The following is a 24,204-nucleotide window of genomic DNA, read 5'->3' as shown; positions in this document are numbered from 1 at the left end:
AATACTGGATCACCCGCCTTCGCCTTCGCGGGTGATGACAGCGCTCTGCCCATCCTACGAGAGAGATCGCATTGAACTGCACCAATTTCACGTTGTTCCTCTTGGCCGCGCTCGTCATCGCCGCCGTCCCCGGTCCAGGAATCTTTTACGTCGCCGCACGGACGCTGTCGGGCGGCAAGAGCGCCGGTATCGCTTCGACGTTCGGGACTGCGCTCGGCGGCTTGGTGCATGTGGTCGCGGGCGGGCTTGGGGTCTCGGCGCTCATCCTGGCCAGCGCTGAGCTGTTCACCGCGCTCAAATTCGCCGGCGCAATCTATCTCGTGTGGCTCGGCATCAAGACGTTTCGCGAAGCGCGCGATCTGCTGCCGCAACAAGCCGTCGCGGTCGGTACAGAGCGGGCGTTTCGGGAAGGCGTGCTGGTCGAAGCCTTGAACCCGAAGACCGCGGCGTTCTTCCTGGCCTTCATTCCGCAATTCCTCGACCCGGCCGGCAGCTATCCGGCGCTCCAGTTCATGGCGCTGGGCCTGATCTCGGTCGCGCTGAACACGCTTGTCGATATCATCGTGGTAATGATGGCCGCGACGGCGCGCAGTGGTCTCACGCGCAGGCCGAACTTGCTTCAACGATTGCGACAGGGCTCGGGGCTGTTCATCGCGGGCCTCGGTGTTTCGCTGGCGCTGGCGCGGCGGCCTGCGAGCTAACTCAGCGTTCCCGCATACACCCACCATCCGGGGTGATCGCGCCGGATCTGCTCTGCCGCGCGTCCGGCTTCGACGGTGTTCTCGTAGATCGCAAAGCAGGTGGCGCCGGAGCCGGACATCCGCGCCAGCCAGGCGCCGTTGGTCGCGTTGAGCGCTGCGATGACCTCGCCGATCACGGGCTGGACACGCATGGCGGGCGCTTCCAGATCGTTGGAGCTGGCGGCGAGCGCTTCGACCCAATCTTCCAGCGATGCCTTCTCGTCCGGCCAGCGGTCCCGCAGCAGCACGTCGGTGACACCGACAAGCAATTCGCCGCTGCGGAGGCCCAGCGCATTGAAAACGTCGCGGGTCGCGACGGCAACGCCGGGGTTGACCATCACGCACGGCATTTTCGGCAGACTGAGCGGCTGCAGCGTTTCGCCGACGCCGGTCATGACGCAGCCGCGTGAGTTAACGCAGACCGGCACGTCGGCGCCGGTCAGTTGCGCGACCTCGACGATACGGGGATCGTCGAGCGCGAGCCCGTTCAACTGTGCAAGCAACCGCAGCGCCGCCGCGGCATCGGCCGAACCGCCGCCGATTCCGGCCGCGACCGGCAAGACCTTGTCGAGCGTAAAGCTGCCGGCTTTCATATCCGGTACGCGCTCGGCCAAGAGGCGCGCGGCCTTGAGCACCAGATTGTCCGAGGTCTCGCCGCAGGCTTGCGCCAGCGGTCCCGACATCTTCAAATCCAGATCCGCACCCGGCGTCAGCGTCAGCCGGTCGGCGCAGTCGGCGAACGCCACCACGCTTTCGAGATCATGGTAGCCGTCGGCACGGCGGCCATTCACCCGCAAGGTCAGGTTGACCTTGGCGCGCGCCTTGTCGTTCAACAGCGGCATTGCCAAACAGCCCCCAAAGTCCTTGCCTCAGCCACCCCTGCCGTCTTCTTTCTTCTTGTCGGCGGAAGCCGCGGAGGAAGTGTCTTCGGGCAGGCCGTTGGCAATCTTGGCTTCGATCTTCGGCAATTCCTCCGCCTCGGGCTTGAGGTCGCGGGCATGGGCCCACTGGAATTTGGCTTCCAGCGTCCGCCCGACGCGCCAATAGGCGTCGCCGAGATGGTCATTGATGGTCGGATCCTCCGGCTTGAGGTCGATCGCACGCTCGAGATGCTTTACCGCGTCTTCAAAATTGCCGATCCGGTAAAACGCCCAGCCCAGCGAATCCACGATGTAGCCGTCATCGGGGCGCTGGTCGACGGCGCGCCGGATCATCTTCATGCCTTCGTCGAGGTTGATGCCCTGGTCGATCCAGGAATAGCCGAGATAGTTCAGGACATGCGGTTGCTCGGGCTGCAGCTCCAGCGCCTTGCGCATGTCGGCCTCGGCCTTGCTCCACTGCTTGGAACGTTCCTCGCAAATGCCGCGATAGTAATAAGTGACCCAGGTGTTCTTGTCCGTCACCCCGGGCATCGCGTCGATCGCCAGCGTATAGGTATTGGCGCAATCGCTGAACTTCTTGCGGCCGCGCTCGATGTTGCCGAGCGCCATGATGGCTTCGATGTCCTTCGGCGCGTCCGCGGTGACGCCCTTCAGGATCTTGATCGCCTCTTCGCTGCGGTCGGCGGCGTCGAGATTGGTGGCGAGCTGGATCTGCGCATTGCGCTTGAGCGGCGAACTGGCCGGCATGCGCTCGTAGACCTTGATCGCCATCTGCGGCTTCTTCACGGACTCGTAGAGATCGGCGAGCGACAACAGCGCCAGCGGATGATTGGGCTGCAGATAGAGCGCGAGCTGCAGATAGACCAGCGCCAGATCCTCGCCGCCGCGGCGTGTCAGCGTGGCGCCGATTCCGTACAGCGCCTCGGCCGCGCCGGCCTGCGCCGAATCGACCAGCGCCGACATCTTCTTGCCGGCCCGGGTCTCGCGCAGGCCTTCCTGCACCAGCGGATGCCGCGGCAACTTCTTGTCGAACGCTTCGTAAATGCCGGCCGCCGCCGCGCCATCCTTGTTGCGAGACAGCCAGCGCGCATAGGCGTCGGACACGCGCAGCATTGAATCGTCGAGTTTGTAGGCGCGCTCGAACCGCGTGCCGGCGTCCTTGTCCTTGCCCGAGATCTCCAGGATCATGCCGGTGTGGAGATCCTTGAAGATCGGATACCATTCAGGTCCAGTCAGCTTGTCGATATTGGCAACCGCGGTCTTGGCATCGCCCGCGCCGTAGCTCGCCCATCCCGACAACAGCGTCGCCACCAGGTCGGTGATCGGTCCGCGGATCGACTGGTTGATGTTGAGCTGCGCGGCCGCATATTTCTTCTGCTTGAGGTCGCGGACGCCGACCACCAGCCGCGCGACGCGGTTCGCCTTGTCCATCGTCAGGATGCGATCGGCGAGCTTGACCGCTTCATCGATGTCGCCATCGGCGAGCGAAGAGATGAAGGCGCGATCCAGGAGTTCGTTGTTCTTCGGATCGGTGCGCAGCGCGGAGCGATAGAATGCCGCAGCCGAGGCCGCATCGCGCTCGACGCTGGCATGGCGCGCGGCGAGATAGCTGCCTGCCGTCGTCAGCGACTTCAGATCGGATTTGGTGGGGAATTGCGCGGCGTTGTCGGCCGTATGTTCGGGCGTCTGGGCCCAGGCCACGCCAGGCGCGGCCAGGCTGGCAACAGTAATTGCGGCGATGGTCCAACGATTCATACGAGTGGAAAGCATCACAGTTCGCCTAGCTCCAGGATGTATGGCGGGATCGTTACGATCGGTCTCGAATGCAAACCCAAGCGGCGGCATCTCAGCCTGCGACAATGCCGCTTTTGGCCTTCAACCGCAAGGATACGGGTTGGCGAATCGATTGGCAGATAGGCCCTTAGGGCTCCGATTTAGCCAGCCTAACCCGGAAACGCTTTTACTGTGGCGGTATCGTGGCCGGAGGCGGTATCACCCTCCTCCAACTCACGCAATCGTGGTCTATACGGCCTCTCTACATGCCCTGGTAATTCGGCCCACCGCCGCCTTCCGGCGGAACCCAGGTGATATTGCCGTTGGGGTCCTTCACGTCGCAGGTTTTGCAATGGACGCAGTTCTGGGCGTTGATCTGGAAGCGCGGACCTGAAGCCTCCTCGACCCATTCATAGACGCCGGCCGGGCAATAGCGGTTCGACGGACCGGCATAGACATCGTGCTCGGATGCCTTCTGCAGGTTCATGTCGGCGACCTTGAGATGAACCGGCTGGTCCTCCTCATGGTTGGTGTTGGAGAGGAACACCGAGGACAACTTGTCGAAGGTGAGCTTGCCATCCGGCTTGGGGTAGGCGATCGGCACATGCGCCTTGGCCGGATCCAGCGTCTTGCGGTCGGACTTGGCGTGCGACTGGGTTCCGAACAGCGAGAAGCCCAGCGTGTTGCACCACATGTCGAAGCCGCCGAGCGCCACGCCGATGATGGTGCCGAATTTCGACCATAGCGGCTTGACGTTGCGGACCCGGTGCAGGTCTCGACCTACGGCGGAATCGCGCCAGGCGTTTTCGTATTCCACCAGTTCGTCATTGGCGCGGCCGGCGCCGAGCGCCGCCGCAACATGTTCGGCCGCGAGCATGCCGCTGCCCATCGCGTTGTGCACGCCCTTGATGCGCGGCACGTTGACAAAGCCTGCCGCGCAGCCGATCAGCGCGCCGCCCGGGAAACTTAAACGCGGCACCGACTGATAGCCGCCTTCGGTGATGGCGCGCGCGCCGTAGGAGATACGCTTGCCGCCTTCGAACACGGTTCGGATGGCGGGATGCGTCTTAAAGCGCTGGAATTCGTCGAATGGCGAGAGATACGGATCGTCGTAATTGAGATGCACGACGAAACCGACCGCCACCTTGTTGTCGTCGTAATGGTAGAGGAACGAGCCGCCGCCGGTCTTGTTGTTCAGCGGCCAGCCGAACGAATGCTGGATCAGGCCCTTCTGGTGCTTGGCGGGATCGATCTCCCAGACTTCCTTCAGCCCAATGCCGAATTTCGGCGGCTCGCTTTTCGCGTCGAGCGAGAATTTCGCGATCAGTTCCTTGCTCAGGCTGCCGCGCGCGCCTTCGGCGAACAGCGTGTATTTGCCTAGCAGTTCCATGCCGCGGGTATATGAATCCTTGTGGCTGCCGTCCCTGGCGATGCCCATGTCGCCGGTCGCGATGCCGCGCACCGCGCCGTTATCGTCATACAGCACCTCGGCCGCGGCAAAGCCGGGATAGATTTCGACGCCGAGCGCCTCGGCCTTTGGCGCCAGCCAGCGGCAGACATTGCCGAGCGAGCCGATATAGCAGTGATGATTGTTCATCAGCGGCGGCATTGCGAAGTTCGGCAGCCGGATCGCGCTGGTCGCGGTGGTCCAGTAGAAGCGGTCGTCCTTGACCTCCGTCTTCAGCGGGCAATCGGCGTCCTCACGCCAATCGGGAATCAGCTTGTCGAGCGACACCGGATCGATCACCGCGCCCGACAGGATGTGCGCGCCGACCTCGGAACCCTTCTCCACCACGACGATGCTGAGATCGGCATTGAGCTGCTTCAGCCGGATCGCCGCAGCGAGGCCAGACGGCCCGGCGCCGACGATCACGACGTCGAATTCCATGGATTCGCGGGGAGAAAGCTCTTCTGCACTCATGATCTGATCTCAGCCCAATTGAGAACGGCTCTAAAGGCTCGTTGTTTCCGATTTTTGCGGGGAGGACAACCATGGAAATGCAATGCGAGGCGTTTCACGCCGGCGCGATCCATACTAGATTGGCATCATGGATTTGATCTCAGAACCCGCGCCTAATGTCAGGCAATTGCTGGCTTTTTATCTGGAGGCCGGGGTCGATTGCGCGTTGATGGAGGAACCAGTCGATCGGCTGACCGAGCCCGACCCCCCTGCTGCCCCCATCGCTGTCCGCGAGACTGCGCCACCCCGCCCCGTCAGGGAAATGCCCGCCGCGATGCCGGCGGTTCCGCGCAGCGAAATAGCGCCCGCGCCTGAAGCCGCCATCGCGCTTGCGCGCGAGGCGGCGCGAACGGCGCCGACGCTGGAAGCGCTGCGTGCGCTCCTGGAAACTTTCGACGGCTGCGCGCTCCGAAACACCGCAACGCGGCTGGTGTTTGCCGACGGCAACCCGCAGGCGCGCGTCATGTTCGTCGGCGAAGCACCTGGACGCGACGAGGACATCGAGGGCCTGCCCTTCGTCGGCCGTTCCGGCAAGTTGCTGGACCGGATGATCGCGGCAATCGGACTGGACCGCAGCAAGGCCTACATCGCCAACGTGATTCCCTGGCGGCCGCCCGGCAACCGAACGCCAACGCCGCAGGAGACGCAAATCTGCCTGCCCTTCATCCAGCGGCAGATCGAACTCGTGAACCCCGACATACTGGTGACGCTCGGCAACCCCTCGACGCAAACGCTGCTGTCGACCCGCGATGGCATCATGAAGACCCGCGGCAGGTGGTTCGACTACGACACCGGCACCCGCACGATCCGCGCCATGGCGACGTTCCACCCGGCCTATTTGTTGCGCTCGCCGTCCTACAAGCGGATGTCCTGGCAGGACCTGCGCGCGATCGCAACGGCGCTGGAGCAAGCGAATTAGCTCGTGTCCCGGACGCGGTGCAGCGCCTCTACTGCGCCTTCGGCCGGACGATCGCCCAGCCGATCCGCAGCAATGGCTGGCGGCCGTTCACCATCCATTCGAAGGCGCGCGGCACTTCCGGCACCAGGCCGGGAAAGCGTTGCGCGATATCGGGCGGCGGCGCGCCCGAGGTATCGGAAGCGCGCCAGACCACGACACCGCCGGTCTCGTTGAATTTCGCGACCGACAGCCATGGGGTTCGCTCCGGCGTGGCATCGAGCAACAGATGCGGACGTCCGCTGTTCATGGCGATGAAGCTTGCCAATTGCGGATCGCCAGCGACCGCACGCAGGCGCTGGTTGGTCCGGCGCTCAAAGCTGTCGCCGAAGAAATGCGCGATCGCCTTTGCCGGCAGCGAGGTCGACACTTCGTTCGCGGTCCACGGCAAAAACAGCGTGGCCGCGATCGTCACCAAGGCAGGCGCGACGACCGCCGCCGCCCATGCCGTCCGCAACAGGCGCTGGCGCCGCAGATGGATCAGATCGCCGCTCGCCACGATTACGGCGAGCCCCGACATCAACAAGGCGACGCCCTCCCCGCCGACGACATGATCGAGGTTGAAGATGCCCGCGATCAGGCTTCCGAGCAGCGCCGGCGCAAGCGCAAAGAAATAGACGAAGTCGCGCGCCAGCGGATCGACCGGCGGCCGGTAGATAATCGGCGCCTCCCCGGCATGGCGGGCGAACCGGCCGGAGTTGAGGATCGCCAGCAGCACGATGGCGGACATTGCGAGCACGAGGCCAACGAGTAGCCAGCCCCATTGCAGGACGCGCCCGCCCAGATCGTAGATCGCGGGCCACGGCGGCATCGCGAGCGCATCGGCGCGGAGCAACCAAATCAGATAGGGCAAGACCAGGACGGCGATCACGAGCAGCGCATAGAGCGGATCGAGCGACATCAGCACGCGCCGCCCCCGCGCGGTGGCAACGGCAAATCCGGCGAGCAGCAGCAGCAATCCGAGCGCAGCCGGCGTCGTCAGCAGCAAAAGCCCCGCCTCGATCGACCAGGCGAACCAGGCGTTGCGCCGGTTCTGGCCGATCAATTGCCAGGAATGCAGCAAAAGCAGCGCCCATAACGGGCGCGCCAGCACCAGCGGGCCGAACTCGACGCCGGGCGAAGAGAAGGCCACCACCGTCATCGACAGCAGCACCGCGAGCACCGCCTGCTGCCCGCCGATAATCGCGCGGCCCAGTTGATAGTAGATCCAGAAAGTGACGACGGCGCAGACCTGCGCCAACAGATAGACGCCGAACATATGGTTGCCGGCGGCACGAAACGCGATATCGGCGAGCCAGAACGCCAACGGCGGACCGAGCCAGGTTCCGACCTGGTATTCCCGGCCGAAGGCCAGCGCGGTCGCAAGATCACCGGGCGGGCTGCGGTACAGCAGCATCGGCAGGATCAGCCAAATTGCGGCCTGGACCAACACCACGAGCCAGACCACCAGCCGCGGCCGGGCGCGGATCAGTTCGACAACGAGCGAGGTGAAGCGCATGAAACGTCCGAATGCCGGGCCGGGCAGCCCTGTCCCCGGCACTTTTGATAGAGCGCACGAGCCGCCGAGGCAACTGCAGCGTTTCAGGCGAACGGGTTACCGGTTTTGCGTCAGGAAAAAATCACGGCCGAGTCAAATCGCCGCCGAAATCTCAGACTCGATTTCCGTCTCCGCCGTGATATCCACCGTGAACAGGTCGCGCTCGATGCTCTCCGGGTCATGTTTCAGCCGCGCGGCAATCACCGGCGCGAAAAATCTGCGGTGGTGGATGCTCGGGCCTAATCGGTCCAGCGCCTCGCGATGTTCCGGCACGGCGTAGCCCTTGTGATTTTCAAAGCCGTAGCCCGGACAATCCAGCGCCAATGCGCTCATCAGGCGGTCGCGCGTCACCTTGGCGATGATCGAGGCTGCGGCGATCGACATGACGATGCCGTCGCCGCCGATCACGGCGTCGCAGTCGCAGGGCGCATCGATCTTGTCGCGGCCGTCGACGAATACATGCTTCGGCATTTCGGGCAGCGCGCGCACGGAACGCGCCAGCGCCCAGAGCGAAGCGCGCAAGATATTGTCGCGGTCGATCCGGGCGGGCGAGGCAAAGGCGACCGCAAACGACGAGGTGGCGCAGATCTCCTCGAACAGTTCCTCGCGACGTTCGGGCGTCAGCCGCTTGGAATCGTCGATGCCTTTGGGGATTCGCTTGGGATCGAGGATGACCGCGGCCGCCACCACCGGACCCGCCAGCGGGCCGCGCCCGGCCTCGTCGCAGCCGGCAACCGGCCAGACGCCGCGCTTGATCAGCGCCCGCTCGCGGCGAAAGCTCGGCGGGGCAAGCGTGATCACGCCCTTGAGCAGCTCGGCCTCTTCCTTGCCGGCTTTCTTGGCCGATTTCCCGTCAGATTTCTTGGCAGACTTGTCCCGAATCATGGTCGAGATTCGTGCGCCAGCGCGCGGCGGCGCGCAACCGGGAACCCGGCACAATTCCCGTTATTCAGCGTGACCTCGTCGCCATTCCCCGGCCTCGATCACATAAACGCCCCGGCTGCCGCGCTTGGGCTCCGCAATCGTCTGCCGGTAACGCATTCCGAGCTTCTCAAGCGCGTGAATTGACGGCACATTTCTCGGGTCGACCAGTCCGAGCAATCTTTCGCATTTGAGTTGGTCGAACCCGAAAGCGAGCTGCGCCTTCCCAATTTCGGTCGCGATCCCCCGGCCCCATACCCGGCGCGCAAGCACAAACCCGATCTCAAAATCGTTAGTTCCCAACGCATCGCATGGGGACAAGCCGGCAAAGCCGATGATTTCACCCGCAGGCTTTTCGGCCAAAACCGCCATCCCCGTGGGGCTGCCACCGAAGGTGAAGAATCGCCGAATGAAATCCTCGGCAGCCTCCCTTGCCAGCGGCGCTCCGGCGAATGCAAAGCGCATTACATCGCTATCGCCAAGAATCAGATCCTGCAGGACCGGTATGTCCCTTTCAGCCGCAGCGCGCAGAATCAGGCGCGGCGTTGTCAGAATGACGAGCGGCTGCTCTTCCGACGCTGGCGCGGGCTGCTGGTTCATCAAACCGCAATACGGCAATTCACCGGCCGGGAGAAGTGGCGCTGCCGCAACGTCGCGCGTTTAATCCGGCAGGTGCACCCGCCGGTCCTCGCCGACCTCGATACCGGGCGCCACCACGACTTCCCAAATGTGGTTGTCGGGATCGCCGAAATAGCCGGAATAACCGCCGTAATCGGTCTTGTGCGCCGGCTTCAACAGCGACGCGCCGCAGGAGATGGCGAAATCGAGTGCAGCATCCACCTCCTCGGTAGAACTGCAATTCCAGGCGAGCGTCGTGCCGCGAAACGTCTTCGGCCGCGGCTGATCCGGCAGCTTGGCGTCGCCGGCGAGTTGATCCCACGGGTAGAGCGCAATCACCGTGCCGCCGGTGTCGAAGAAAGCGACGGCCTCACCGGTTGCGTGCATTTTTCTTGCAAAACCGAGCGCTTCATAAAAGGCGATGCTGGCGCGGATATCGTTGACGCCGAGCGTGATGACCGTGAACCGGGGGACTGGCCTGCCAGTGCTCATGCAAATCTCCATCCGTCATTGCGAGAAGCGGAAGCGGCGACGTGTCCGCCGTAGCTCGTAGAGCGAAGGCGGAAGCAATCCATTCTTCCTTGCTTGGCGCGATGGATTGCGTCGCGGAGCCTGTCATCGGGCGCGCATTCGCGCGACCCGTTGGCTCACAATGACGACAACGACCTAGAACAAACTAAGTTGCTGTCCGCTTCGCTTCGGCTTGACGAAATGATCGGTCGTCAGTTTCGAACGCCGCTTGTTGAGGCCGAGCTTCTCGCAGGCGATTTCGAACCGCCGCCCGATCATCCAGGCCATCGGGCCGGTGCCCTTCATCCGCGTACCCCATTGCGAGTCGTAGTCGCGCCCGCCGCGCATGTCGCGGATCAGGGTGAAGACGTGACGGTAGCGGTCGGGATAATTCGCCATCAGCCATTCGCGAAAGAGGTCGCGCACCTCAAGCGGCAGCCGGAGCAGCACGTAGCTCGCCTCCTTGACGCCGGCGTGAGCCGCAGCATCGAGAATCCGTTCGATCTCGGAATCGTTCAGCGCGGGAATAACGGGTGCGACCATCACGGTGGCAGGGATGCCGGCCTGCGACAATTGCCGCAGCGCCTCCAGCCGCTTCGGCGGCGTCGAGGCGCGCGGCTCCATCGTGCGGGCGAGCTTGGGGTCGAGCGTGGTCACGGAAATCGCAACCTTTGCCAAATTACGCTTTGCCATTCGCTGCAGAATATCGATGTCGCGCGTCACCAGCGCCGATTTGGTGACGATGCCGACGGGATGACCGGCCCGATCGAGGACTTCGAGAATGCCGCGCATGATCTTGTGCTCGCGCTCGATCGGCTGATAGGGATCGGTGTTGGTGCCGATCGCGATCATGCGCGGCTCGTAACCGGGCGCCGCCAATTCTTTCTCGAGCAATTCTGGCGCATCCGGCTTGGCGAGCAGTTTGGATTCGAAATCGAGCCCGGGCGACAGGCCGAGAAAGGCGTGGGTCGGCCGCGCGAAGCAGTAGACGCAACCGTGCTCGCAGCCGCGGTACGGATTGATCGAGCGGTCGAAACCGATGTCGGGCGAGTCGTTGCGGGTGATGACCTTGCGCGAGGTATCGAGCGATACCGTGGTCTTGAACGGCGGCAGCTCGTCCAGACTCTGCCAGCCATCGTCGAAGGCGACCCGCGCCTCGGCTTCGAACCGGCCGCTGTCGTTGGACTGCGCGCCGCGGCCGCGCCGCCGCTGGCGTTCGATGGCGACCGCGAGTTCGGGAAAAGGTGTCGCACCCGCCGGTTCGGCGGGCGGCTTGACCGGCGGGTGCTTGAGGGCATGAGAGGATGCTCGGCTCATGAAGCGAACATAGCACGCACCAAGAACAAATCAAGAACATAACCGACAACAATTCACCGGAAGCGCAGACACCGGCGACGGAGCCGGCGCCCGATGCCGCAAAAATCTGCACGCAAGCGGCTGTTTTGATTGTGACAAGATGATAACTGTGCAGCGTTTTTCACTGCTCGAGCCATCGAAAACCTCACTCATGTTGAGCGTGATCATTCCGACCGAAGGAATAGAACAGCCCGCCGTCGCCACGCTGGCAGCGTTGGTGCCGGGAGCCGCAGCCGGCGTCATCCGCGAGGTCCTGCTGGTCGACCGGGCCGGCAACGGCGTGATCGAACGGGTGGCCGACGTGGCCGGTTGCCGCTTTCTTAAGTTCGAGGGAACACGCGCCGCGGCATTGGCCGCCGGGGCGCGGGTGGCGCGCTCGCCATGGCTGATGTTCCTGCACGCCGGCGCGGTGCTCGACAGCGGCTGGATCGACGAGACCACACAGTTCATCCAGAACGTATCGCTCAGCGGCCGGCCGCGCGCCGGCGTCTTTCGCTATGCCCGATCGCCCTATGCCGATACGAGCCTGCGCGACGGCTTGAAGTTCATGGCCCGCATGATTGTCGGACCGTCGGCGGAACAGGGGCTGTTGATTGCCCGCGATCATTATGAGCGGCTTGGCGGCCATGGCGTGGATTCCCGCCGTCCCGAGACGCGGCTTTTGCGCCAGCTCGGCCGCGCCTCACGCACCCAGTTGCGCAGCCGGATCATGGTCGTCGCCTAAAGCGATACACCGCAGGCCCGGACACAAAATATCGAAAACAACCCCATGCAAAGTAGAAGCGGGACGAGCCGGGCGCCTCCCTCATCAGAATATACTTGCCAAAGTCAAATATCTATTTGACAATGACAAATATCGAGATGCCCGAGGTCCCAGATGAATTCCGAACAAGAAGTCGCGGCCGTTCGCGCCTTCAACCGCTTCTATACCCGCAAGCTCGGCATCATCGAGCCGAAGCTGCTGCACAGCCCCTTCACGCTGCAGGAAGCGCGCATCATCTACGAGATCGCGCATCGCCCGGCCTGCACCGCCACCGACCTCACCCGCGACCTCGGGCTCGATCCCGGCTTCCTGAGCCGCACCCTGCAGGCGCTGCAGCGCCGCCAGATCGTGACGCGAAAGCCCTCAAAGGATGACGGCCGCGTCAACGAACTCTCGCTGACCGCCAAAGGCCGCGCCGCCTCTGCCGAGCTCGAGCGCCGCTCGCGCGAGGAGGTCGGAAGCCTGCTCGCTTCGCTCGAAGACAGTCAGCGCGCCGCTGTCGTGCAAGCGATGACGACCATCGAGCAGGCGCTGGAACGGCCCACGGCGAAGCCAGCCGCCTTTCTCCTGCGCAGCCACCGGCCCGGCGACATCGGCTGGGTGATCTCGAGCCAGGCAAAGGCCTATGCCGAGGAGTATGGCTGGGACATCAGCTACGAGGCACTGGTCGCCGAGATCTGCGCGCAATTCATCAAGACCTATGACGCTTCGCGCGAGCATTGCTGGATCGCCGAAGCTGGCGGCGAGCCGGTCGGCTCGATCTTTCTGGTGAAGGGCAGTGATGACGTCGCCAAGCTGCGGCTGTTGCTGGTGGAGAAAAAAGCGCGCGGGCTCGGCGTCGGCCGCGCGCTCGTCGAGCAATGCGTCCGCGCGGCGCGCGAGAAAGGCTACAAGAAAATGACGCTGTGGACCCAAAGCATCCTTGTCGCCGCGCGAGGTATCTATCAGGCCGCGGGCTTCCGTCGCGTCAACGAAGAGCCGCACCACAGCTTCGGCGTCGATCTCGTCGGCGAAACCTGGGAGCTGGAACTGTGAAGCCCGGGCGCCGCGATACCTCGCGGCGCGTCACGCCGGAATTGCTCGCGTTCCATACCAGGCACGCGCATCAATTGCGCGTCGAGGCCTGGCATAACATGTGGCGTGCGTTATGGGCGTTGCTGGTCAGGCTGAAGCGCCTTGGGCTTTAGGCCGCCGCAGGTGCTCATCCAGCCGCGGCATGATCTCGACGAAATTGCACGGGCGCGTGCGGTAGTCGAGCTGGGCGGCGAGAATGCCGTCCCATGCATCGCGGCAAGCGCCCGGCGATCCTGGCAGGCAGAAGATGAAGGTCGCCCCCGCCACGCCGGCGGTGGCGCGGCTCTGCACCGTCGACGTGCCGATCTTGGCATGGCTCAGCATGTGGAAGGCGATGGAAAATCCATCCATCCGCTTTTCGAACAGCGGCTCGACCGCCTCCGGCGTCACGTCACGGCCGGTGAAACCAGTGCCGCCGGTGGTAATGATCGCATCGACGCCAGGATCGGCGATCCAGCGCTTGACGATGACGCGGATCGCATCGACGTCGTCGACAATGATCTCGCGCGCGGCAAGGTGATGGCCGGCCGCCGTCAGCCGGTCGGCCAGCGTGGCGCCGGATTTGTCATCGGCTAGCGAACGCGTATCCGAAATGGTCAGCACCGCGATGTTGAGCGGCACGAATTGTTTTGATTCATCGATGGAGGACATGTCGCTTTCCCCGTGTCCCGGACGCGGTGCAGCGCGAAGCGGTGCGCCGCAGAGCCGGGACCTATGTGTGTCCAAGTGGTTTGGGCCCCGGATCAGCAGCGCATCGCCGGAGGCGCGCGGAGCGCGATCCCGGACGCGCTGCGCAGCATCCGGGGCACGAGACCATCACAACGCTCCCGCCGCAAACGTGTTGCAGGCCTGCACCGTGCCCTGCTGGTAGCCGGTCATGAACCACTGCTTGCGCTGCGCTGCCGAGCCGTGGGTGAAGCTGTCGGGCACCACCCTGCCCGTCGACTGCCGCTGCAGCGTGTCGTCGCCGATCGCGGTTGCCGTCTTCAGTGCCGCATCGATATCGCCGGGCTCGATGAAGCCCGGACGCTTCTTCTCTTCGCGATTGACCCAGACGCCGGAAAGACAATCCGCCTGCAGCTCGACCTTGACCTGCAGCGCATTGGCTTCCGCCTTGCTGCCGGCCTGTTGCTGCAGCCGTGTCACGCGCGGCAGGATGCCAAGCAGGTTCTGGATGTGATGTCCCGCTTCATGCGCGATGATGTAGGCGGCCGTGAACTTGCAGGCACTGCCCGAACAGCCGCGGAAGCGCGTTTCGACTTCGCGGAAGAAACTGGTGTCGAGGAAGATCTGCTTGTCCGGCGGGCAGTAGAACGGCCCCATCGCCGACTGCGCCATGCCGCAGCGGCCGCCATTGGTGGCGTTGCGAAACAGCACGATGCGGGGACCGGTGTAATTCTGGCCGCTGGACTGGAAGATCTCGCTCCAGCGGTCGTCGATCTCGCCGAGAATGCCTGCTATCATGCTGCCGACTTCATCCTTCGGCGCGCCGGTCTTGGCCGGCCCGGACCGGCGATCGGTCTGGTAGGTCGGCGCCTGACCGCCGCCGGTCAGGATTTCGGCGCCGCCGATCAGGATACGTGGATCGATGCCGAAGGCGTAGCCGACGAGGCCGAGCACGATGATGGTGCCGATGCCGAGCCCGCCGCCACCCATCGGCAGGCCAAAGCCGCCGCCGCCACCCATTCCGCCGCCGCCCTGGTCGCGACGGTCTTCGATGTCGTCGCTGCGGCGGAAATCATCGTAACGCATGGCGCTATTTCCTCATCCCCGGCTGTCGGCCCGAATACTGAACGCGGCAATCACGTAAAATTTCCATTCCATTAATCAATAACCCGCCCGGCAAAAATTGCCTAGTGCGCAAGCCACCGCAATCTCTGCTGGCAATCTGGCCGATGATCTCTCTTCGCATTCTGCGTCGATAACTTTCTTGGTTAAGTCGATTTTTACTTTGCCCGGTCAATGTATCGCCAGTCGGTTGTTTAGTCCCGCGTCGCCGACAGCGTCGCCTGAGTCAGAGTAATTGAGTCATGGTTGTGTCGCGTCGCGGGGCGTCTGCAAGGGCGCCCCGCACCAAATTTGAGTCTGACTCAAGCGTGCGTATCGTCGTCGGCGATTGCGTCGCCGAGATGTCGAAGCTTCCGGCCGGTTCGGTCGATCTGGTGTTCGCAGATCCCCCGTACAACCTGCAGCTCAAGGGCGATCTGAAGCGTCCCGATGAATCCCATGTCGATGCCGTCAACGACGACTGGGACAAGTTTTCATCGTTCGCCGCTTACGATGATTTCACCCGCGCCTGGCTGCTCGCCTGCCGCCGCGTCATGAAACCGTCGGCAACGCTGTGGGTGATCGGCTCCTACCACAACATTTTCCGCGTCGGCGCGATCATGCAGGACCTCGGCTTCTGGGTCCTCAACGACATCGTCTGGCGCAAGACCAATCCGATGCCGAATTTCCGCGGCCGCCGCTTCACCAATGCCCATGAAACCATGATCTGGGCGGCGCGCGACGAGAAGGCCAAGGGCTATACGTTCAACTATGAGGCCCTGAAGGCCGCCAACGAGGACGTGCAGGCGCGTTCCGACTGGCTGATCCCGCTTTGCACCGGCGAAGAACGCCTCAAGGGCGCTGACGGCAAGAAAGTGCACCCGACCCAGAAGCCGGAAGGGTTGCTGGCGCGCGTGCTGCTGTCGTCGTCAAAGCCCGGCGATCTCGTGATCGATCCCTTCAACGGCACCGGCACGACAGGCGCCGTGGCAAAGCGTCTCGGCCGCCGCTACATCGGCTTCGAGCGCGAAAAGACCTATGCGGCTGCGGCCGAAGAACGGATCGCAGCGGTCGAACCGCTGCCCGAGGCGACGCTGGCGCCGTTCATGACGGCGCGCGACGCCCCGCGCGTGGCATTCTCCGAACTGATCGAGCGCGGCATGATTCCGCCCGGCACCAAACTGGTCGATTCCAAGAAACGCCACGGCGCGCTGGTCCGCGCCGACGGCGCCATCATGCTCGGCGACAAGGTCGGCTCCATTCACCGCATCGGCGCAGTGGCGCAGGGCTCCGGCGCCTGCAACGGCTGGACCTTCTGGCATGTCGAGACCAAGAACGGCCTCAAGCTGATCGACGAACTGCGCGCCGAAATCCGCTCCGAGATGGCGGCGGGGTAAGACCTGGTTCACCACATCGCGTCCCGTGCGCGGTCCGATGGCAGGGCCGCGCCAAAGCACCGTAACATGCGTACGGTTTGCGGGCCGACATGGCTCAAATGCGGCTTGCCCAGACCATGCGCAGCCGGCGTGATTGGCCGGCATGGCAGCCGTGCCACGCTTGCAGGTGGCGTTGTGCCTTTTCGCCCCTATTTGAAGGTAAATAAGCTATATTCATTTTCCCATTGCGAGATTACTCCCATGCGCACACGAGGCTCCGAGTCCTTCATTGTGCTGCCGCTGCTGCCGATCTTCCTGATCGGCCTGTTTCCGATGCTGCTGTTGAGCTTGCTGGGTCCGGCTGGGCTGATCATCCTCGGCATTCTGGTCGCCTGCGCAGGTCTAACCGACATTCTCGACGCTAGCGGCACTTTCAGCGAGCAGATCATCGTCCACGGCTATGCGCGAGGATCGGAACGCGCGGGACAACGAACGGCGCTGCGTTCGGAAGTGCGCTTCGCATCCGTCATGATCGCTGCCGGTGCGGGCCTGGCCGTCGCCGGCATAGGCGGTCTGGCGCTGTCGTAAGGGTCCGGCCCCGGCCGGTCACAAACTCGTCGCTTGCGCATCCCGCAAAAATTTGAGCATGGACGTGGCGCCCGGCGGTAATGCCGCCGCTTGCCACACAAGTTTTCCTTGCAAGAAGCAATGGAGGAGAATTCCAAATGCTCAAGTTCTACTTCAACGGGTCGCCGAACCCGACCAAGGTCGCGCTCTTTCTCGAGGAAGCCGGCATCGCGTATCAGCCGGTCGCCATCGACACCCGCAAGGGCGACCAGTTCAAGCCGGAATATCTCGCCATCAATCCGAACGCCAAGGTACCCGCCATCGACGACGACGGCGTCACGGTGTTCGACAGCAACGCAATCCTGCTTTATCTGGCGGAAAAGACCGGCAAGTTTCTGCCCGCGAACACGCCAGCCAACCGCGGTGAACTGCTGTCATGGCTGATGTTCGTCGCCACCGGCGTCGGGCCGTTCTCCGGCCAGGCCGTCCACTTCAAGCATTTTGCGCCGGAAAAGGTCGACTACGCCCACAACCGCTACCAGTTCGAGGCGCAGCGACATTTCGGCATTCTCAACGATCATCTGGCCAAGCGTCGCTACATGGTCGGCGACACCTACACCATCGTAGACATGGACGTGTGGGGCTGGGCACGCATGATCCCCTTCGTTCTCGGCGAAGAAGCGGCCGCAAAATATCCCAACGTCAAGCGGCTGGTCGACGAGATCTCGGCCCGTCCGGCAGCCGCCAAGGCGATCGCGCTGAAGGACAATTTCAAGTTCAAGGCCGAGATGGACGACGAGGCCCGCAGCAACATGTTCAGGCACCTGTCGGTGAAGGCCGCTTGAGCGCAGCACAATAGATGAAACGGCGCCCTCGCGGGCGCCGTTCTTGTTTCAGTCATCACTTTCGCCAGAACGGCTTGGCCGCCTCCGCCGCGACCTCCGACCAGCTCGTGCCGATATCCTGCAACTCGCGATCGCTCATCGCGGCCAATTGATGCCGGAGGCGAGCGCGCCTGCGCCAGATCCGCATAGCCGCAAGGGCTCTTGTCGCGAACGCTCCGGCCCCCTGCAAGTGCAGTTCGTCGCGCGGCCGACTCTCCGCGCAAACGCGGTTCAATGTCTTAAACCGCGGCAGCAAGCTTCCGCTCTGCCGGGAACGGCCCGAGCACACGCTCGACCAGCGCGGAGTCGCAATATTCCTTGATCTCCTTGATCTTGCCGTCCTCGATGCGCCAGACCATGCAATATTGATTGTCGTAGCGGACGCCGTCCTTGGTGATGTTGTCGCCGCGCGCTTCGACGACAACGTAATCGCCTTCCGCGATGAAGTTGAAGGCCACCGTGCGCGGGCGTGCGGTAGCGAGACGTGAGCGCAAATGGCCCATCAGCCCGTTATTGATCGCATCGCGCCCCCTAAATTCGTGCGACCACGAATACTGGCCGGTAACGATCCAGGTTGCGTCCTCGGCAAGGTTGTCGAGAAATGTCGTCCCGCTCCGGTTGGCGGAATCCGTGTAGACCTGCTGCACTAGTTTCTTGTTCGCTACTGCGCCCATGGCGGCTTCTCCTTTGATCCGGTGTCGACATCATCGCGCGTCGCACGCCATTCTTCCAATCAATAGGGAGTATGATATATATTCACTCCATGAATTTGAATTCGCTTGACCTCAATCTGCTGGTGGCGCTTGACGCGCTCTTGAGGGAAACCAGCGTCAGCCGCGCCGCGATGCGGATCGGGCTGTCGCAGCCGGCGGCGAGCCACGCGCTGCAGCGGCTGCGCGACCTGATCGGCGATCCGCTGCTGGTTCGAACCGGCGCGCGCATGGAATTGACGCCGCGGGCGCAAGCCCTGCGCGCGCCGCTGGCGCAGGCGCTCGACCAGGTACGCTCGCTGTTCATCGCCGACGAGTTCGACGCCGCACGGAGCGAGCGCCAGTTTCGCCTGATGATGCCGGATCTGGCGGTCGAACTTCTGATGCCGCCGCTGATGGAGAAGATCACCAAGGCTGCGCCGAACGTCCGGATCGACGTGGTACCATGGCGCGGGCCGGCGATCTTCACCGCGGAATTCGCTCGCACCATCGATCTCGTGATCTCGATCGGCAATGCCTTCACCGGATTTCATCGGCAACGTCTCTACACCGACAGCGACGCGCTTGCCGTCCGGCGCGGTCATCCCGCCGGCGCGCGGCTGAAGCGGATCGAAAGCTTTCTCGACGCGCGCCATGTCGCGGTCGTGATCCGCGGCCAGAGCGAGGACCTGATCGACATGTGGTTGCGCCCCAAGGGCATCGAGCGACGGATCGCGCTGGTCGTGCCGGGCTATCTCGAGGCGCTGCACGTCGCCGCGCGCACCGATCTCGTCGCCTTCGTGCCGCGCCGGCTGACCCGTGCGCTGGCGAGGCAATTGTCGCTTTCAACCGTCGCGCCGCCGCTTGACCCCGGGATCGACGAGCAGTTCATGTTCTACCCGACCCGCGCCCAGATGGACCCCGGCTCGATCTGGCTGCGCAACATCATGCTCGGCATCGGCCGCGAGATGGAGCGCGCCACGATTCGTGCGTCATAACAACTGTCGTCCCTGCGAACGCAGGGACCCATAACCACAGCGCGTTGTTGCTGAAACGAGCTGCGGTCCCAGCGAAGCACAACATTGGCGTTCGTGGTTGGGTCCCGGCTCGCGCTTCGCTTGGCCGGGACGACGGCTTAAGCCTTCTCCTCCGCCAGCACCTTCTGCACCGCCGGCCGGTCCGACATCCGCTTGCGGTGAGCGGCCACCTTCGGCAGCGTCGCGAGATCGACGCCGTCGCCTTCCAGCCAGCCCGCAATGGTGTAGAGATAGGGGTCGCAGATCGTGTACTGCTCGCCCATCACCCACGGCCCCTTCAGCATGTCGCGCTCGATCAGCGCAAAGCCGGCGGCCATGGTCTCCGGCACCTTGCGCTTCATATCGGCAAACGAGGACTCCTCGGCCGCCCAGCGATAGCCGCGCATTTTGTGGGCGTGGGACACATGCACGGTGGAACAGAGATAGCTGTTGAACGCCTGCGCCTGCGCGAAGGCGAAGGGATCTTCGGGCGCAAGCTGCGCCTTCGGAAAACTGCTCGCAATGAAGGCGAGGATCGCCGGCGTTTCGGTCAGCGTGCCGCGGTCCGTCACCAGCGCGGGCACGCGGCCCTTCGGGTTGATGGCAAGATATTGCGGGGTGGTCTGCTGGCTGTTCTTGAAGTCGAGCCGCTCTGCCGTGTAGGGGGCGCCGGCCTCTTCCAGAGCGATATGCGATGCGAGTGCGCAGGTGCCGGGGGCGTAGTAGAGCTTGAACATAGCTGTCCTCACGGGAAAGCCGGACGTTAACGGCATGCTCATCCGCCGTCCACACCCAAGTGTGTGGAGCGGCCTTCGCAGTTCAATTCGCCCGCGGCTGAAGCGTTCCCTCGATATAGACGCTGACGATCGTATCGTCGGGGGGATAGTGCTCGGGAGCCACCGCTGTTAGCTGGGCCTGGATGCACTTCCACGCGCCGTTCTCTAACAGATATGTGTCGGTGTACATGGTCATGCCGGTCACTTCGTTGCCGTCGCGGCGGCGGATGTGCTTGTTGGTCGAGCGCACCAGCGCAACGTCGCCGATGATGGTGATGAACTCGTCACGGACGTCCCAGTAGACGATAACGTTAGGATCGAAGGCGGTCGCCCAATAGTTCAAATAGGTCGCGCGATCCCACCGCTGGCCGGTCGGCCAGATATTGATGAAATCAGGGTGCAGTAGTGCATCGTGCGAGGCCACGTCGCGCGTTACGAAATTATGGATGAAGCGGGCGTTCAGGGCACGCAGTTCGTCCATCGTCGCGGCCGACTGATGATCACGCAGGGCATGTTGCATCTTGATCTCCCGGAGTTTGAAGGGCCATCCGGCGCGCCTTCTCGGCGGTCGCATTATCAGCCGGAAAGAAGCACTCGATCTTGATCTGCTGCAGAGCTGCGTCCATCGGCATCGCCAGCGTCGTGAAGGTGGAGAAGAAGGCGAGACGATAGTCGCTCTTGGCCAGGTGCATCGTCATGACCGGCGAAGACGCCTGCGGATGCCGCGGCAGCCGCCAATCGGCCGACAACCCCGGATAGGCCATGATTTCATCGAGCAATTGCGCCGCGGCCCGGCTGCCCTGCGCGACGTCGCGGTGCAGGATCTGGATCAACTGTCGCGCGAACTCATCCCAGTTCAACATGAACTGCCGCAGGCCCTTTGGATGAAAGACGACGTGCATGGCGTTGTCTGCAAGGCGATTTTCCATCTCATACGAATCGCGGAAAGGCTTTAGCAGGCGGGCCGACGCCTGATTACGGATGCGAACGTCCCAATGCCCGTCGATCACAATGGCAGGATACGGCTCTTGCTGCCGTAGAATGAAGTCCAGCGCCTGCCGCACCGGCTGCAAATTCTCGGCCGCCAGCCCCTTATCACCGTAAGGCGGCACGAAACCCGCAGCGACGTGCAAGGCATTCCTCTCCTCGAGCGGCAGATCGAGCGCGCTGCCGAGTAGCTGCACCATCTCGCGGCTCGGCTGCGACCGGCCGGTCTCCAGAAAACATAGATGCCGGGCCGACACGTTTGCGTCCGCCGCCAGTTCGATCTGGGTCAGCCGACGAACGCTGCGCCAGTGCTTCAGCAGGCGGCTGAAATGTCCAGCCGGGATTTCGTGCGAGTTCGTGTCTGAAGCAGCCATCCCGACAATCTAGAGCATCGCTTCGGAAGGGCAATTACCTCGGATGTAAGTGACGAGCTTCGGAATTCCTTGCAGAGTGAACCCTGTAGAGACCCGAAGTTCAAGGACAGCACGGATGGACAAGAGCGCAATCGCGAAAACCGTAACGCAGTACATGGCGGCATGGAACGAGCCGGACGATGCGGCTAGACGCACCCTGCTCGCGCAATGCTGGAGCGACAACGGCGTTTATCTCGATCCGAACGTCTCGCTGGCCGGACGCGACGCGCTGGTGGAGAAGATCGGTGAGGTGCTGGCCAGCCGGCCCGGCGCGCGGCTGGAGTTCATGAGCGGCATCGATGTCCATCACAACATGGTCCGCTTCCTCTGGCGCCTGGTGCGTGCGGATGGAACCTGCGGCGACACCTCGATCGATTTCGGCGAGGTCGGTCCCGATGGCCGGCTAATCAGGATCGTCGGCTTCTTCGGCCCGGCCCCGCCGCTTCCGTAAATGACCGGGGCCGTGAGGGACTCTGCCGGCCCTTCGCAGTTGCCCCCTGCCCTCCCTCATGCCATGACGCCCGGGAAGCAACAGGGGCGTACCATGACTGTTCTCATCGCGGGCGGCGGCATCGGCGGGCTGACGCTAGCGCTCAGCCTGCATCAGATCGGCGTATCAGCTAAAGTTTTCGAAAGCGTGCCCGAACTGCGACCGCTCGGCGTCGGCATCAACGTGTTGCCGCATGCGGTGCGCGAGCTGATCGAGCTCGGCCTGCATGATGTGCTTGATGCGGCCGCCGTCCGCACCAAGGAGCTCGCGTATTTTTCCAAACACGGCAAGCCGATCTGGAGCGAGCCGCGCGGCATCGAGGCCGGTTACAAATGGCCGCAGTTCTCGATCCATCGCGGCGCGCTGCAGCAGATCCTGCTCGATGCCGCAATCGAGCGGTTGGGAAGAGAGAACATCCTGACCAGCCATCACCTCTCCGGCTGGACCGAAACGGAGAATGGCGTCCGCGCCGAATTCATCGACAAGGCGACTGGCAAGTCGAAAGGCGCTCACGATGGTGCGCTGCTGGTCGCGGCCGACGGCATCCATTCGGCGGTTCGGGAAAAGCTCTATCCCAACGAAGGCCCGCCGATCTGGAATGGACGCATCCTGTGGCGCGGCATCACCGACAGCGACGCCTTCCTGTCCGGCCGCACCATGATCATGGCCGGCCACGAGATCCTGAAATTCGTCTGCTATCCGATTTCGAAGCAGGCCGACAGCGCCGGCAAGTTCCGGATCAATTGGGTGGCCGAGCGGCACATGCCGCCGACCTATCAGTGGCGGCGCGAGGACTACAACCGCACCGCAAAGCTCGAAGAGTTTCTGCCCTGGTTCAAGGACTGGAAGTTCGACTGGCTCGACGTGCCCGGCCTGATCGAGAACTGCCCGCACGCCTACGAATATCCGCTGGTAGATCGCGATCCGATCCCGCAATGGACATTCGGCCGGGTCACACTGATGGGCGATGCCGCGCACCCGATGTACCCGATCGGCTCCAACGGTGCGTCGCAGGCAATTCTGGACGCCCGCGTCATCGCCCGCGAGATCCTCGCGAAAGGCACGACCAATGCCGCATTGTCGGCGTATGAAGCCGAGCGCCGGCCCGCCACGACCGACCTCGTGATGCTCAACCGCCGAAACGGCCCCGAGCAGGTGATGCAGATGGTCGAGGAACGCGCGCCTGATGGCTACAACGTCGTGACCGACGTGCTCTCGCTGCAAGAGCTGGAAGACATCGCCGCCAATTACAAGCGCGTCGCCGGCTTCCAGGTCGAAGGCCTCAACGCCAAGCCGCCGATTGTTCAGATTATGCGGGAAGCGTCGCGGGCTGGCGCCGGCTAAAAAACCAAGGCATCGGCATGAGCGACTGGCTGCATAATTTACCGGTGTGGGCCATGGCGCTGGTCGTCTTCGGCTTCACCTATCTGCTCGCCATCGCCGTTTTCCTGGGCGTGACCGCCCTCGCGACGGAGGAGCGGGCAAAGTCGTTCAAGACCATCTCTCCAGGCATGCTGCCGGTACTGGGCATCATGTTCGGCCTGTTCGTTGCATTCACCGCTGCGCAGGTCTGGAATGACGGTGACCGCGCCGCCGCGGCGGTGAGCCGAGAAGCAAGCGCGCTGCGAGCTGCGATGCTTCTCGCCGCCGGCTTGCCCGCGGAGAATGAGGCCAAGTTGCGCGGTCTCGTTCGCGACTATGTCGAACACTCCGCAACGGTGGAATGGCCGATGATGGCGCGCCAGACAGCCTCGCTGCGGGCCGCTCCGCCGGCGCTCGTCGAAGCCCTGCGACTCGTCGTCGCGATCGCGCCACAGGGAGAAGGTCAGCAGAACGCGCAGCGCGAAATCATCTCCGCACTTCAGTCCGCCCTGGATGCGCGAAGGCAACGCATCATTGTCAGCCAGGCTGAGGTGAACCGGGTCAAGTGGTGGTGCCTCTATCTGCAGGCGATATGTGAGCTGCTGGTGATCGCGATCGTTCACTGCGACAATCGGCTGGCGTCGGCCATTGCGTTGGCGCTGTTCGCGACCGGTGTTGCCGCGTCAGTGCTGCTGATCGCCGCACATGACCGACCGTTTACGGGCCAGATATCAATCGGTCCGGAGCCCCTGCTGCAAATCATGCCGAGCGATCTCACCAGCCGGTAAA

At 63.5% G+C, this 24,204-nt stretch carries 26 protein-coding genes; 11 read left to right on the top strand and 15 right to left on the bottom strand.

The features are described from left to right. Window positions 1–71 precede the first annotated feature (71 nt). Window positions 72–701: a LysE family translocator gene (locus tag V1278_RS11895; RefSeq protein WP_334380830.1), complete on the top strand. Its 630-nt coding sequence runs from the start codon at window positions 72–74 to the stop codon at window positions 699–701. On the opposite strand, the gene V1278_RS11890 is transcribed toward V1278_RS11895, so the two are convergent. The 3 genes from V1278_RS11890 to V1278_RS11880 all read right to left on the bottom strand — a co-directional run bounded on the left by V1278_RS11890 (window position 698) and on the right by V1278_RS11880 (window position 5,315). Next, complete coding sequence (locus V1278_RS11890; RefSeq protein WP_334380829.1) at window positions 698–1,582, bottom strand: 4-(cytidine 5'-diphospho)-2-C-methyl-D-erythritol kinase; 885 nt, start codon at window positions 1,580–1,582, stop codon at window positions 698–700. The two genes, V1278_RS11895 and V1278_RS11890, sit on opposite strands and share 4 nt — an antisense overlap. Window positions 1,583–1,609: 27 nt before the next feature. Next, window positions 1,610–3,391 carry a tetratricopeptide repeat protein gene (locus tag V1278_RS11885; RefSeq protein WP_334364437.1) on the bottom strand — a complete coding sequence of 594 codons (1,782 nt, stop codon included), beginning with the start codon at window positions 3,389–3,391 and terminating at the stop codon, window positions 1,610–1,612. Window positions 3,392–3,656: 265 nt separating this feature from the next. Beyond that, on the bottom strand, window positions 3,657–5,315 hold the full coding sequence (locus V1278_RS11880) for an electron transfer flavoprotein-ubiquinone oxidoreductase (protein ID WP_334380828.1): 1,659 nt from the start codon (window positions 5,313–5,315) through the stop codon (window positions 3,657–3,659). A 133-nt stretch (window positions 5,316–5,448) separates the two neighbouring features. Here V1278_RS11880 and V1278_RS11875 point away from each other — a divergent pair, with 133 nt between their 5' ends. Continuing rightward, a complete protein-coding gene (locus V1278_RS11875; RefSeq protein ID WP_334384157.1) occupies window positions 5,449–6,273 on the top strand; it encodes a uracil-DNA glycosylase in 825 nt (274 codons plus the stop codon). A 28-nt stretch (window positions 6,274–6,301) separates the two neighbouring features. Here V1278_RS11875 and V1278_RS11870 read toward each other — a convergent pair whose 3' ends face one another. The 5 genes from V1278_RS11870 to V1278_RS11850 form a co-directional block, all read right to left on the bottom strand. Then, window positions 6,302–7,807 (bottom strand): glycosyltransferase family 39 protein, encoded by a 1,506-nt coding sequence (locus V1278_RS11870; RefSeq protein ID WP_334380827.1) that lies wholly within the window; start codon window positions 7,805–7,807, stop codon window positions 6,302–6,304. A gap of 132 nt (window positions 7,808–7,939) precedes the next feature. Then, a complete protein-coding gene (locus V1278_RS11865) occupies window positions 7,940–8,731 on the bottom strand; it encodes a ribonuclease HII (protein WP_334380826.1) in 792 nt (263 codons plus the stop codon). Window positions 8,732–8,791: 60 nt separating this feature from the next. After that, window positions 8,792–9,367 (bottom strand): GNAT family N-acetyltransferase, encoded by a 576-nt coding sequence (locus V1278_RS11860; RefSeq protein ID WP_334380824.1) that lies wholly within the window; start codon window positions 9,365–9,367, stop codon window positions 8,792–8,794. A gap of 60 nt (window positions 9,368–9,427) precedes the next feature. Continuing rightward, on the bottom strand, window positions 9,428–9,877 hold the full coding sequence (locus tag V1278_RS11855; protein ID WP_334380823.1) for a VOC family protein: 450 nt from the start codon (window positions 9,875–9,877) through the stop codon (window positions 9,428–9,430). A gap of 174 nt (window positions 9,878–10,051) precedes the next feature. Beyond that, window positions 10,052–11,212: a PA0069 family radical SAM protein gene (locus V1278_RS11850; protein ID WP_334380822.1), complete on the bottom strand. Its 1,161-nt coding sequence runs from the start codon at window positions 11,210–11,212 to the stop codon at window positions 10,052–10,054. A gap of 190 nt (window positions 11,213–11,402) precedes the next feature. Between V1278_RS11850 and V1278_RS11845 the strand changes: the two genes are divergently transcribed. Continuing rightward, window positions 11,403–11,975, top strand: a complete 573-nt coding sequence (locus V1278_RS11845) for a glycosyl transferase (protein WP_334380821.1) — start codon at window positions 11,403–11,405, stop codon at window positions 11,973–11,975. A 153-nt stretch (window positions 11,976–12,128) separates the two neighbouring features. Continuing rightward, window positions 12,129–13,049: a bifunctional helix-turn-helix transcriptional regulator/GNAT family N-acetyltransferase gene (locus V1278_RS11840; RefSeq protein WP_334364445.1), complete on the top strand. Its 921-nt coding sequence runs from the start codon at window positions 12,129–12,131 to the stop codon at window positions 13,047–13,049. 126 nt (window positions 13,050–13,175) lie between these two features. On the opposite strand, the gene moaB is transcribed toward V1278_RS11840, so the two are convergent. Continuing rightward, complete coding sequence (moaB, locus tag V1278_RS11835; RefSeq protein WP_334364446.1) at window positions 13,176–13,739, bottom strand: molybdenum cofactor biosynthesis protein B; 564 nt, start codon at window positions 13,737–13,739, stop codon at window positions 13,176–13,178. A gap of 165 nt (window positions 13,740–13,904) precedes the next feature. Beyond that, complete coding sequence (gene ypfJ / locus V1278_RS11830; RefSeq protein WP_334364447.1) at window positions 13,905–14,840, bottom strand: KPN_02809 family neutral zinc metallopeptidase; 936 nt, start codon at window positions 14,838–14,840, stop codon at window positions 13,905–13,907. Between the two features lie 278 nt (window positions 14,841–15,118). On the opposite strand from ypfJ, the gene V1278_RS11825 reads away from it, so the two are divergent. The 3 genes from V1278_RS11825 (at window position 15,119) to V1278_RS11815 (ending at window position 17,643) form a co-directional block, all read left to right on the top strand. After that, entirely contained in the window at window positions 15,119–16,252 is a 1,134-nt protein-coding gene (locus V1278_RS11825; RefSeq protein ID WP_334364448.1) for a site-specific DNA-methyltransferase, read from the top strand. Window positions 16,253–16,492: 240 nt separating this feature from the next. Beyond that, a complete protein-coding gene (locus V1278_RS11820; protein ID WP_334364449.1) occupies window positions 16,493–16,819 on the top strand; it encodes a hypothetical protein in 327 nt (108 codons plus the stop codon). Window positions 16,820–16,956: 137 nt separating this feature from the next. Then, entirely contained in the window at window positions 16,957–17,643 is a 687-nt protein-coding gene (locus tag V1278_RS11815) for a glutathione S-transferase family protein (RefSeq protein ID WP_334364450.1), read from the top strand. Window positions 17,644–17,698: 55 nt separating this feature from the next. Here V1278_RS11815 and V1278_RS11810 read toward each other — a convergent pair whose 3' ends face one another. Next, entirely contained in the window at window positions 17,699–17,830 is a 132-nt protein-coding gene (locus tag V1278_RS11810) for a DUF1127 domain-containing protein (protein ID WP_334380820.1), read from the bottom strand. Window positions 17,831–17,921: 91 nt separating this feature from the next. After that, window positions 17,922–18,356 carry a nuclear transport factor 2 family protein gene (locus V1278_RS11805; protein ID WP_334380819.1) on the bottom strand — a complete coding sequence of 145 codons (435 nt, stop codon included), beginning with the start codon at window positions 18,354–18,356 and terminating at the stop codon, window positions 17,922–17,924. Between the two features lie 89 nt (window positions 18,357–18,445). On the opposite strand from V1278_RS11805, the gene V1278_RS11800 reads away from it, so the two are divergent. Further along, window positions 18,446–19,369: a LysR family transcriptional regulator gene (locus tag V1278_RS11800; RefSeq protein ID WP_334384156.1), complete on the top strand. Its 924-nt coding sequence runs from the start codon at window positions 18,446–18,448 to the stop codon at window positions 19,367–19,369. A 137-nt stretch (window positions 19,370–19,506) separates the two neighbouring features. Here V1278_RS11800 and V1278_RS11795 read toward each other — a convergent pair whose 3' ends face one another. From V1278_RS11795 to V1278_RS11785, 3 genes are all read right to left on the bottom strand, one after another. Next, entirely contained in the window at window positions 19,507–20,124 is a 618-nt protein-coding gene (locus V1278_RS11795; RefSeq protein ID WP_334380818.1) for a glutathione S-transferase family protein, read from the bottom strand. 82 nt (window positions 20,125–20,206) lie between these two features. Continuing rightward, window positions 20,207–20,683 (bottom strand): nuclear transport factor 2 family protein, encoded by a 477-nt coding sequence (locus tag V1278_RS11790; RefSeq protein ID WP_334380816.1) that lies wholly within the window; start codon window positions 20,681–20,683, stop codon window positions 20,207–20,209. Further along, complete coding sequence (locus tag V1278_RS11785) at window positions 20,664–21,524, bottom strand: helix-turn-helix domain-containing protein (RefSeq protein WP_334380815.1); 861 nt, start codon at window positions 21,522–21,524, stop codon at window positions 20,664–20,666. The genes V1278_RS11790 and V1278_RS11785 overlap by 20 nt, the downstream gene beginning before the upstream one ends. Window positions 21,525–21,639: 115 nt before the next feature. Between V1278_RS11785 and V1278_RS11780 the strand changes: the two genes are divergently transcribed. The 3 genes from V1278_RS11780 to V1278_RS11770 all read left to right on the top strand — a co-directional run bounded on the left by V1278_RS11780 (window position 21,640) and on the right by V1278_RS11770 (window position 24,203). Next, window positions 21,640–22,014, top strand: coding sequence for a nuclear transport factor 2 family protein (locus V1278_RS11780; RefSeq protein WP_334380814.1), 375 nt, complete (start codon window positions 21,640–21,642; stop codon window positions 22,012–22,014). A 93-nt stretch (window positions 22,015–22,107) separates the two neighbouring features. Then, window positions 22,108–23,397 carry a flavin-dependent oxidoreductase gene (locus tag V1278_RS11775; protein ID WP_334380813.1) on the top strand — a complete coding sequence of 430 codons (1,290 nt, stop codon included), beginning with the start codon at window positions 22,108–22,110 and terminating at the stop codon, window positions 23,395–23,397. A 17-nt stretch (window positions 23,398–23,414) separates the two neighbouring features. Beyond that, on the top strand, window positions 23,415–24,203 hold the full coding sequence (locus V1278_RS11770; protein WP_334380812.1) for a bestrophin-like domain: 789 nt from the start codon (window positions 23,415–23,417) through the stop codon (window positions 24,201–24,203). Window position 24,204: the final 1 nt, after the last annotated feature.

The organism is Bradyrhizobium sp. AZCC 1577 (genome assembly GCF_036924575.1).
Taxonomy (GTDB): domain Bacteria; phylum Pseudomonadota; class Alphaproteobacteria; order Rhizobiales; family Xanthobacteraceae; genus Bradyrhizobium.
This window is presented reverse-complemented; position numbering and strand designations above follow the sequence as displayed.

What these genes read in the sequence shown, in the direction of transcription:
- ypfJ (WP_334364447.1), bottom strand. Translation starts at nt 14,840, where the DNA reads ATGCGTTACGATGATTTCCGCCGCAGCGACGACATCGAAGACCGTCGC.
- V1278_RS11805 (WP_334380819.1), bottom strand. Translation starts at nt 18,356, where the DNA reads ATGGGCGCAGTAGCGAACAAGAAACTAGTGCAGCAGGTCTACACGGAT.
- V1278_RS11865 (WP_334380826.1), bottom strand. Translation starts at nt 8,731, where the DNA reads ATGATTCGGGACAAGTCTGCCAAGAAATCTGACGGGAAATCGGCCAAG.
- V1278_RS11825 (WP_334364448.1), top strand. Translation starts at nt 15,119, where the DNA reads ATGGTTGTGTCGCGTCGCGGGGCGTCTGCAAGGGCGCCCCGCACCAAA.
- V1278_RS11855 (WP_334380823.1), bottom strand. Translation starts at nt 9,877, where the DNA reads ATGAGCACTGGCAGGCCAGTCCCCCGGTTCACGGTCATCACGCTCGGC.
- V1278_RS11780 (WP_334380814.1), top strand. Translation starts at nt 21,640, where the DNA reads ATGGACAAGAGCGCAATCGCGAAAACCGTAACGCAGTACATGGCGGCA.
- V1278_RS11850 (WP_334380822.1), bottom strand. Translation starts at nt 11,212, where the DNA reads ATGAGCCGAGCATCCTCTCATGCCCTCAAGCACCCGCCGGTCAAGCCG.
- V1278_RS11815 (WP_334364450.1), top strand. Translation starts at nt 16,957, where the DNA reads ATGCTCAAGTTCTACTTCAACGGGTCGCCGAACCCGACCAAGGTCGCG.
- V1278_RS11845 (WP_334380821.1), top strand. Translation starts at nt 11,403, where the DNA reads ATGTTGAGCGTGATCATTCCGACCGAAGGAATAGAACAGCCCGCCGTC.
- V1278_RS11770 (WP_334380812.1), top strand. Translation starts at nt 23,415, where the DNA reads ATGAGCGACTGGCTGCATAATTTACCGGTGTGGGCCATGGCGCTGGTC.
- V1278_RS11800 (WP_334384156.1), top strand. Translation starts at nt 18,446, where the DNA reads ATGAATTTGAATTCGCTTGACCTCAATCTGCTGGTGGCGCTTGACGCG.
- V1278_RS11785 (WP_334380815.1), bottom strand. Translation starts at nt 21,524, where the DNA reads ATGGCTGCTTCAGACACGAACTCGCACGAAATCCCGGCTGGACATTTC.
- V1278_RS11840 (WP_334364445.1), top strand. Translation starts at nt 12,129, where the DNA reads ATGAATTCCGAACAAGAAGTCGCGGCCGTTCGCGCCTTCAACCGCTTC.
- V1278_RS11775 (WP_334380813.1), top strand. Translation starts at nt 22,108, where the DNA reads ATGACTGTTCTCATCGCGGGCGGCGGCATCGGCGGGCTGACGCTAGCG.
- V1278_RS11880 (WP_334380828.1), bottom strand. Translation starts at nt 5,315, where the DNA reads ATGAGTGCAGAAGAGCTTTCTCCCCGCGAATCCATGGAATTCGACGTC.
- V1278_RS11820 (WP_334364449.1), top strand. Translation starts at nt 16,493, where the DNA reads ATGCGCACACGAGGCTCCGAGTCCTTCATTGTGCTGCCGCTGCTGCCG.
- V1278_RS11890 (WP_334380829.1), bottom strand. Translation starts at nt 1,582, where the DNA reads ATGCCGCTGTTGAACGACAAGGCGCGCGCCAAGGTCAACCTGACCTTG.
- moaB (WP_334364446.1), bottom strand. Translation starts at nt 13,739, where the DNA reads ATGTCCTCCATCGATGAATCAAAACAATTCGTGCCGCTCAACATCGCG.
- V1278_RS11795 (WP_334380818.1), bottom strand. Translation starts at nt 20,124, where the DNA reads ATGTTCAAGCTCTACTACGCCCCCGGCACCTGCGCACTCGCATCGCAT.
- V1278_RS11885 (WP_334364437.1), bottom strand. Translation starts at nt 3,391, where the DNA reads ATGCTTTCCACTCGTATGAATCGTTGGACCATCGCCGCAATTACTGTT.
- V1278_RS11790 (WP_334380816.1), bottom strand. Translation starts at nt 20,683, where the DNA reads ATGCAACATGCCCTGCGTGATCATCAGTCGGCCGCGACGATGGACGAA.
- V1278_RS11870 (WP_334380827.1), bottom strand. Translation starts at nt 7,807, where the DNA reads ATGCGCTTCACCTCGCTCGTTGTCGAACTGATCCGCGCCCGGCCGCGG.
- V1278_RS11810 (WP_334380820.1), bottom strand. Translation starts at nt 17,830, where the DNA reads ATGCGGATCTGGCGCAGGCGCGCTCGCCTCCGGCATCAATTGGCCGCG.
- V1278_RS11860 (WP_334380824.1), bottom strand. Translation starts at nt 9,367, where the DNA reads ATGAACCAGCAGCCCGCGCCAGCGTCGGAAGAGCAGCCGCTCGTCATT.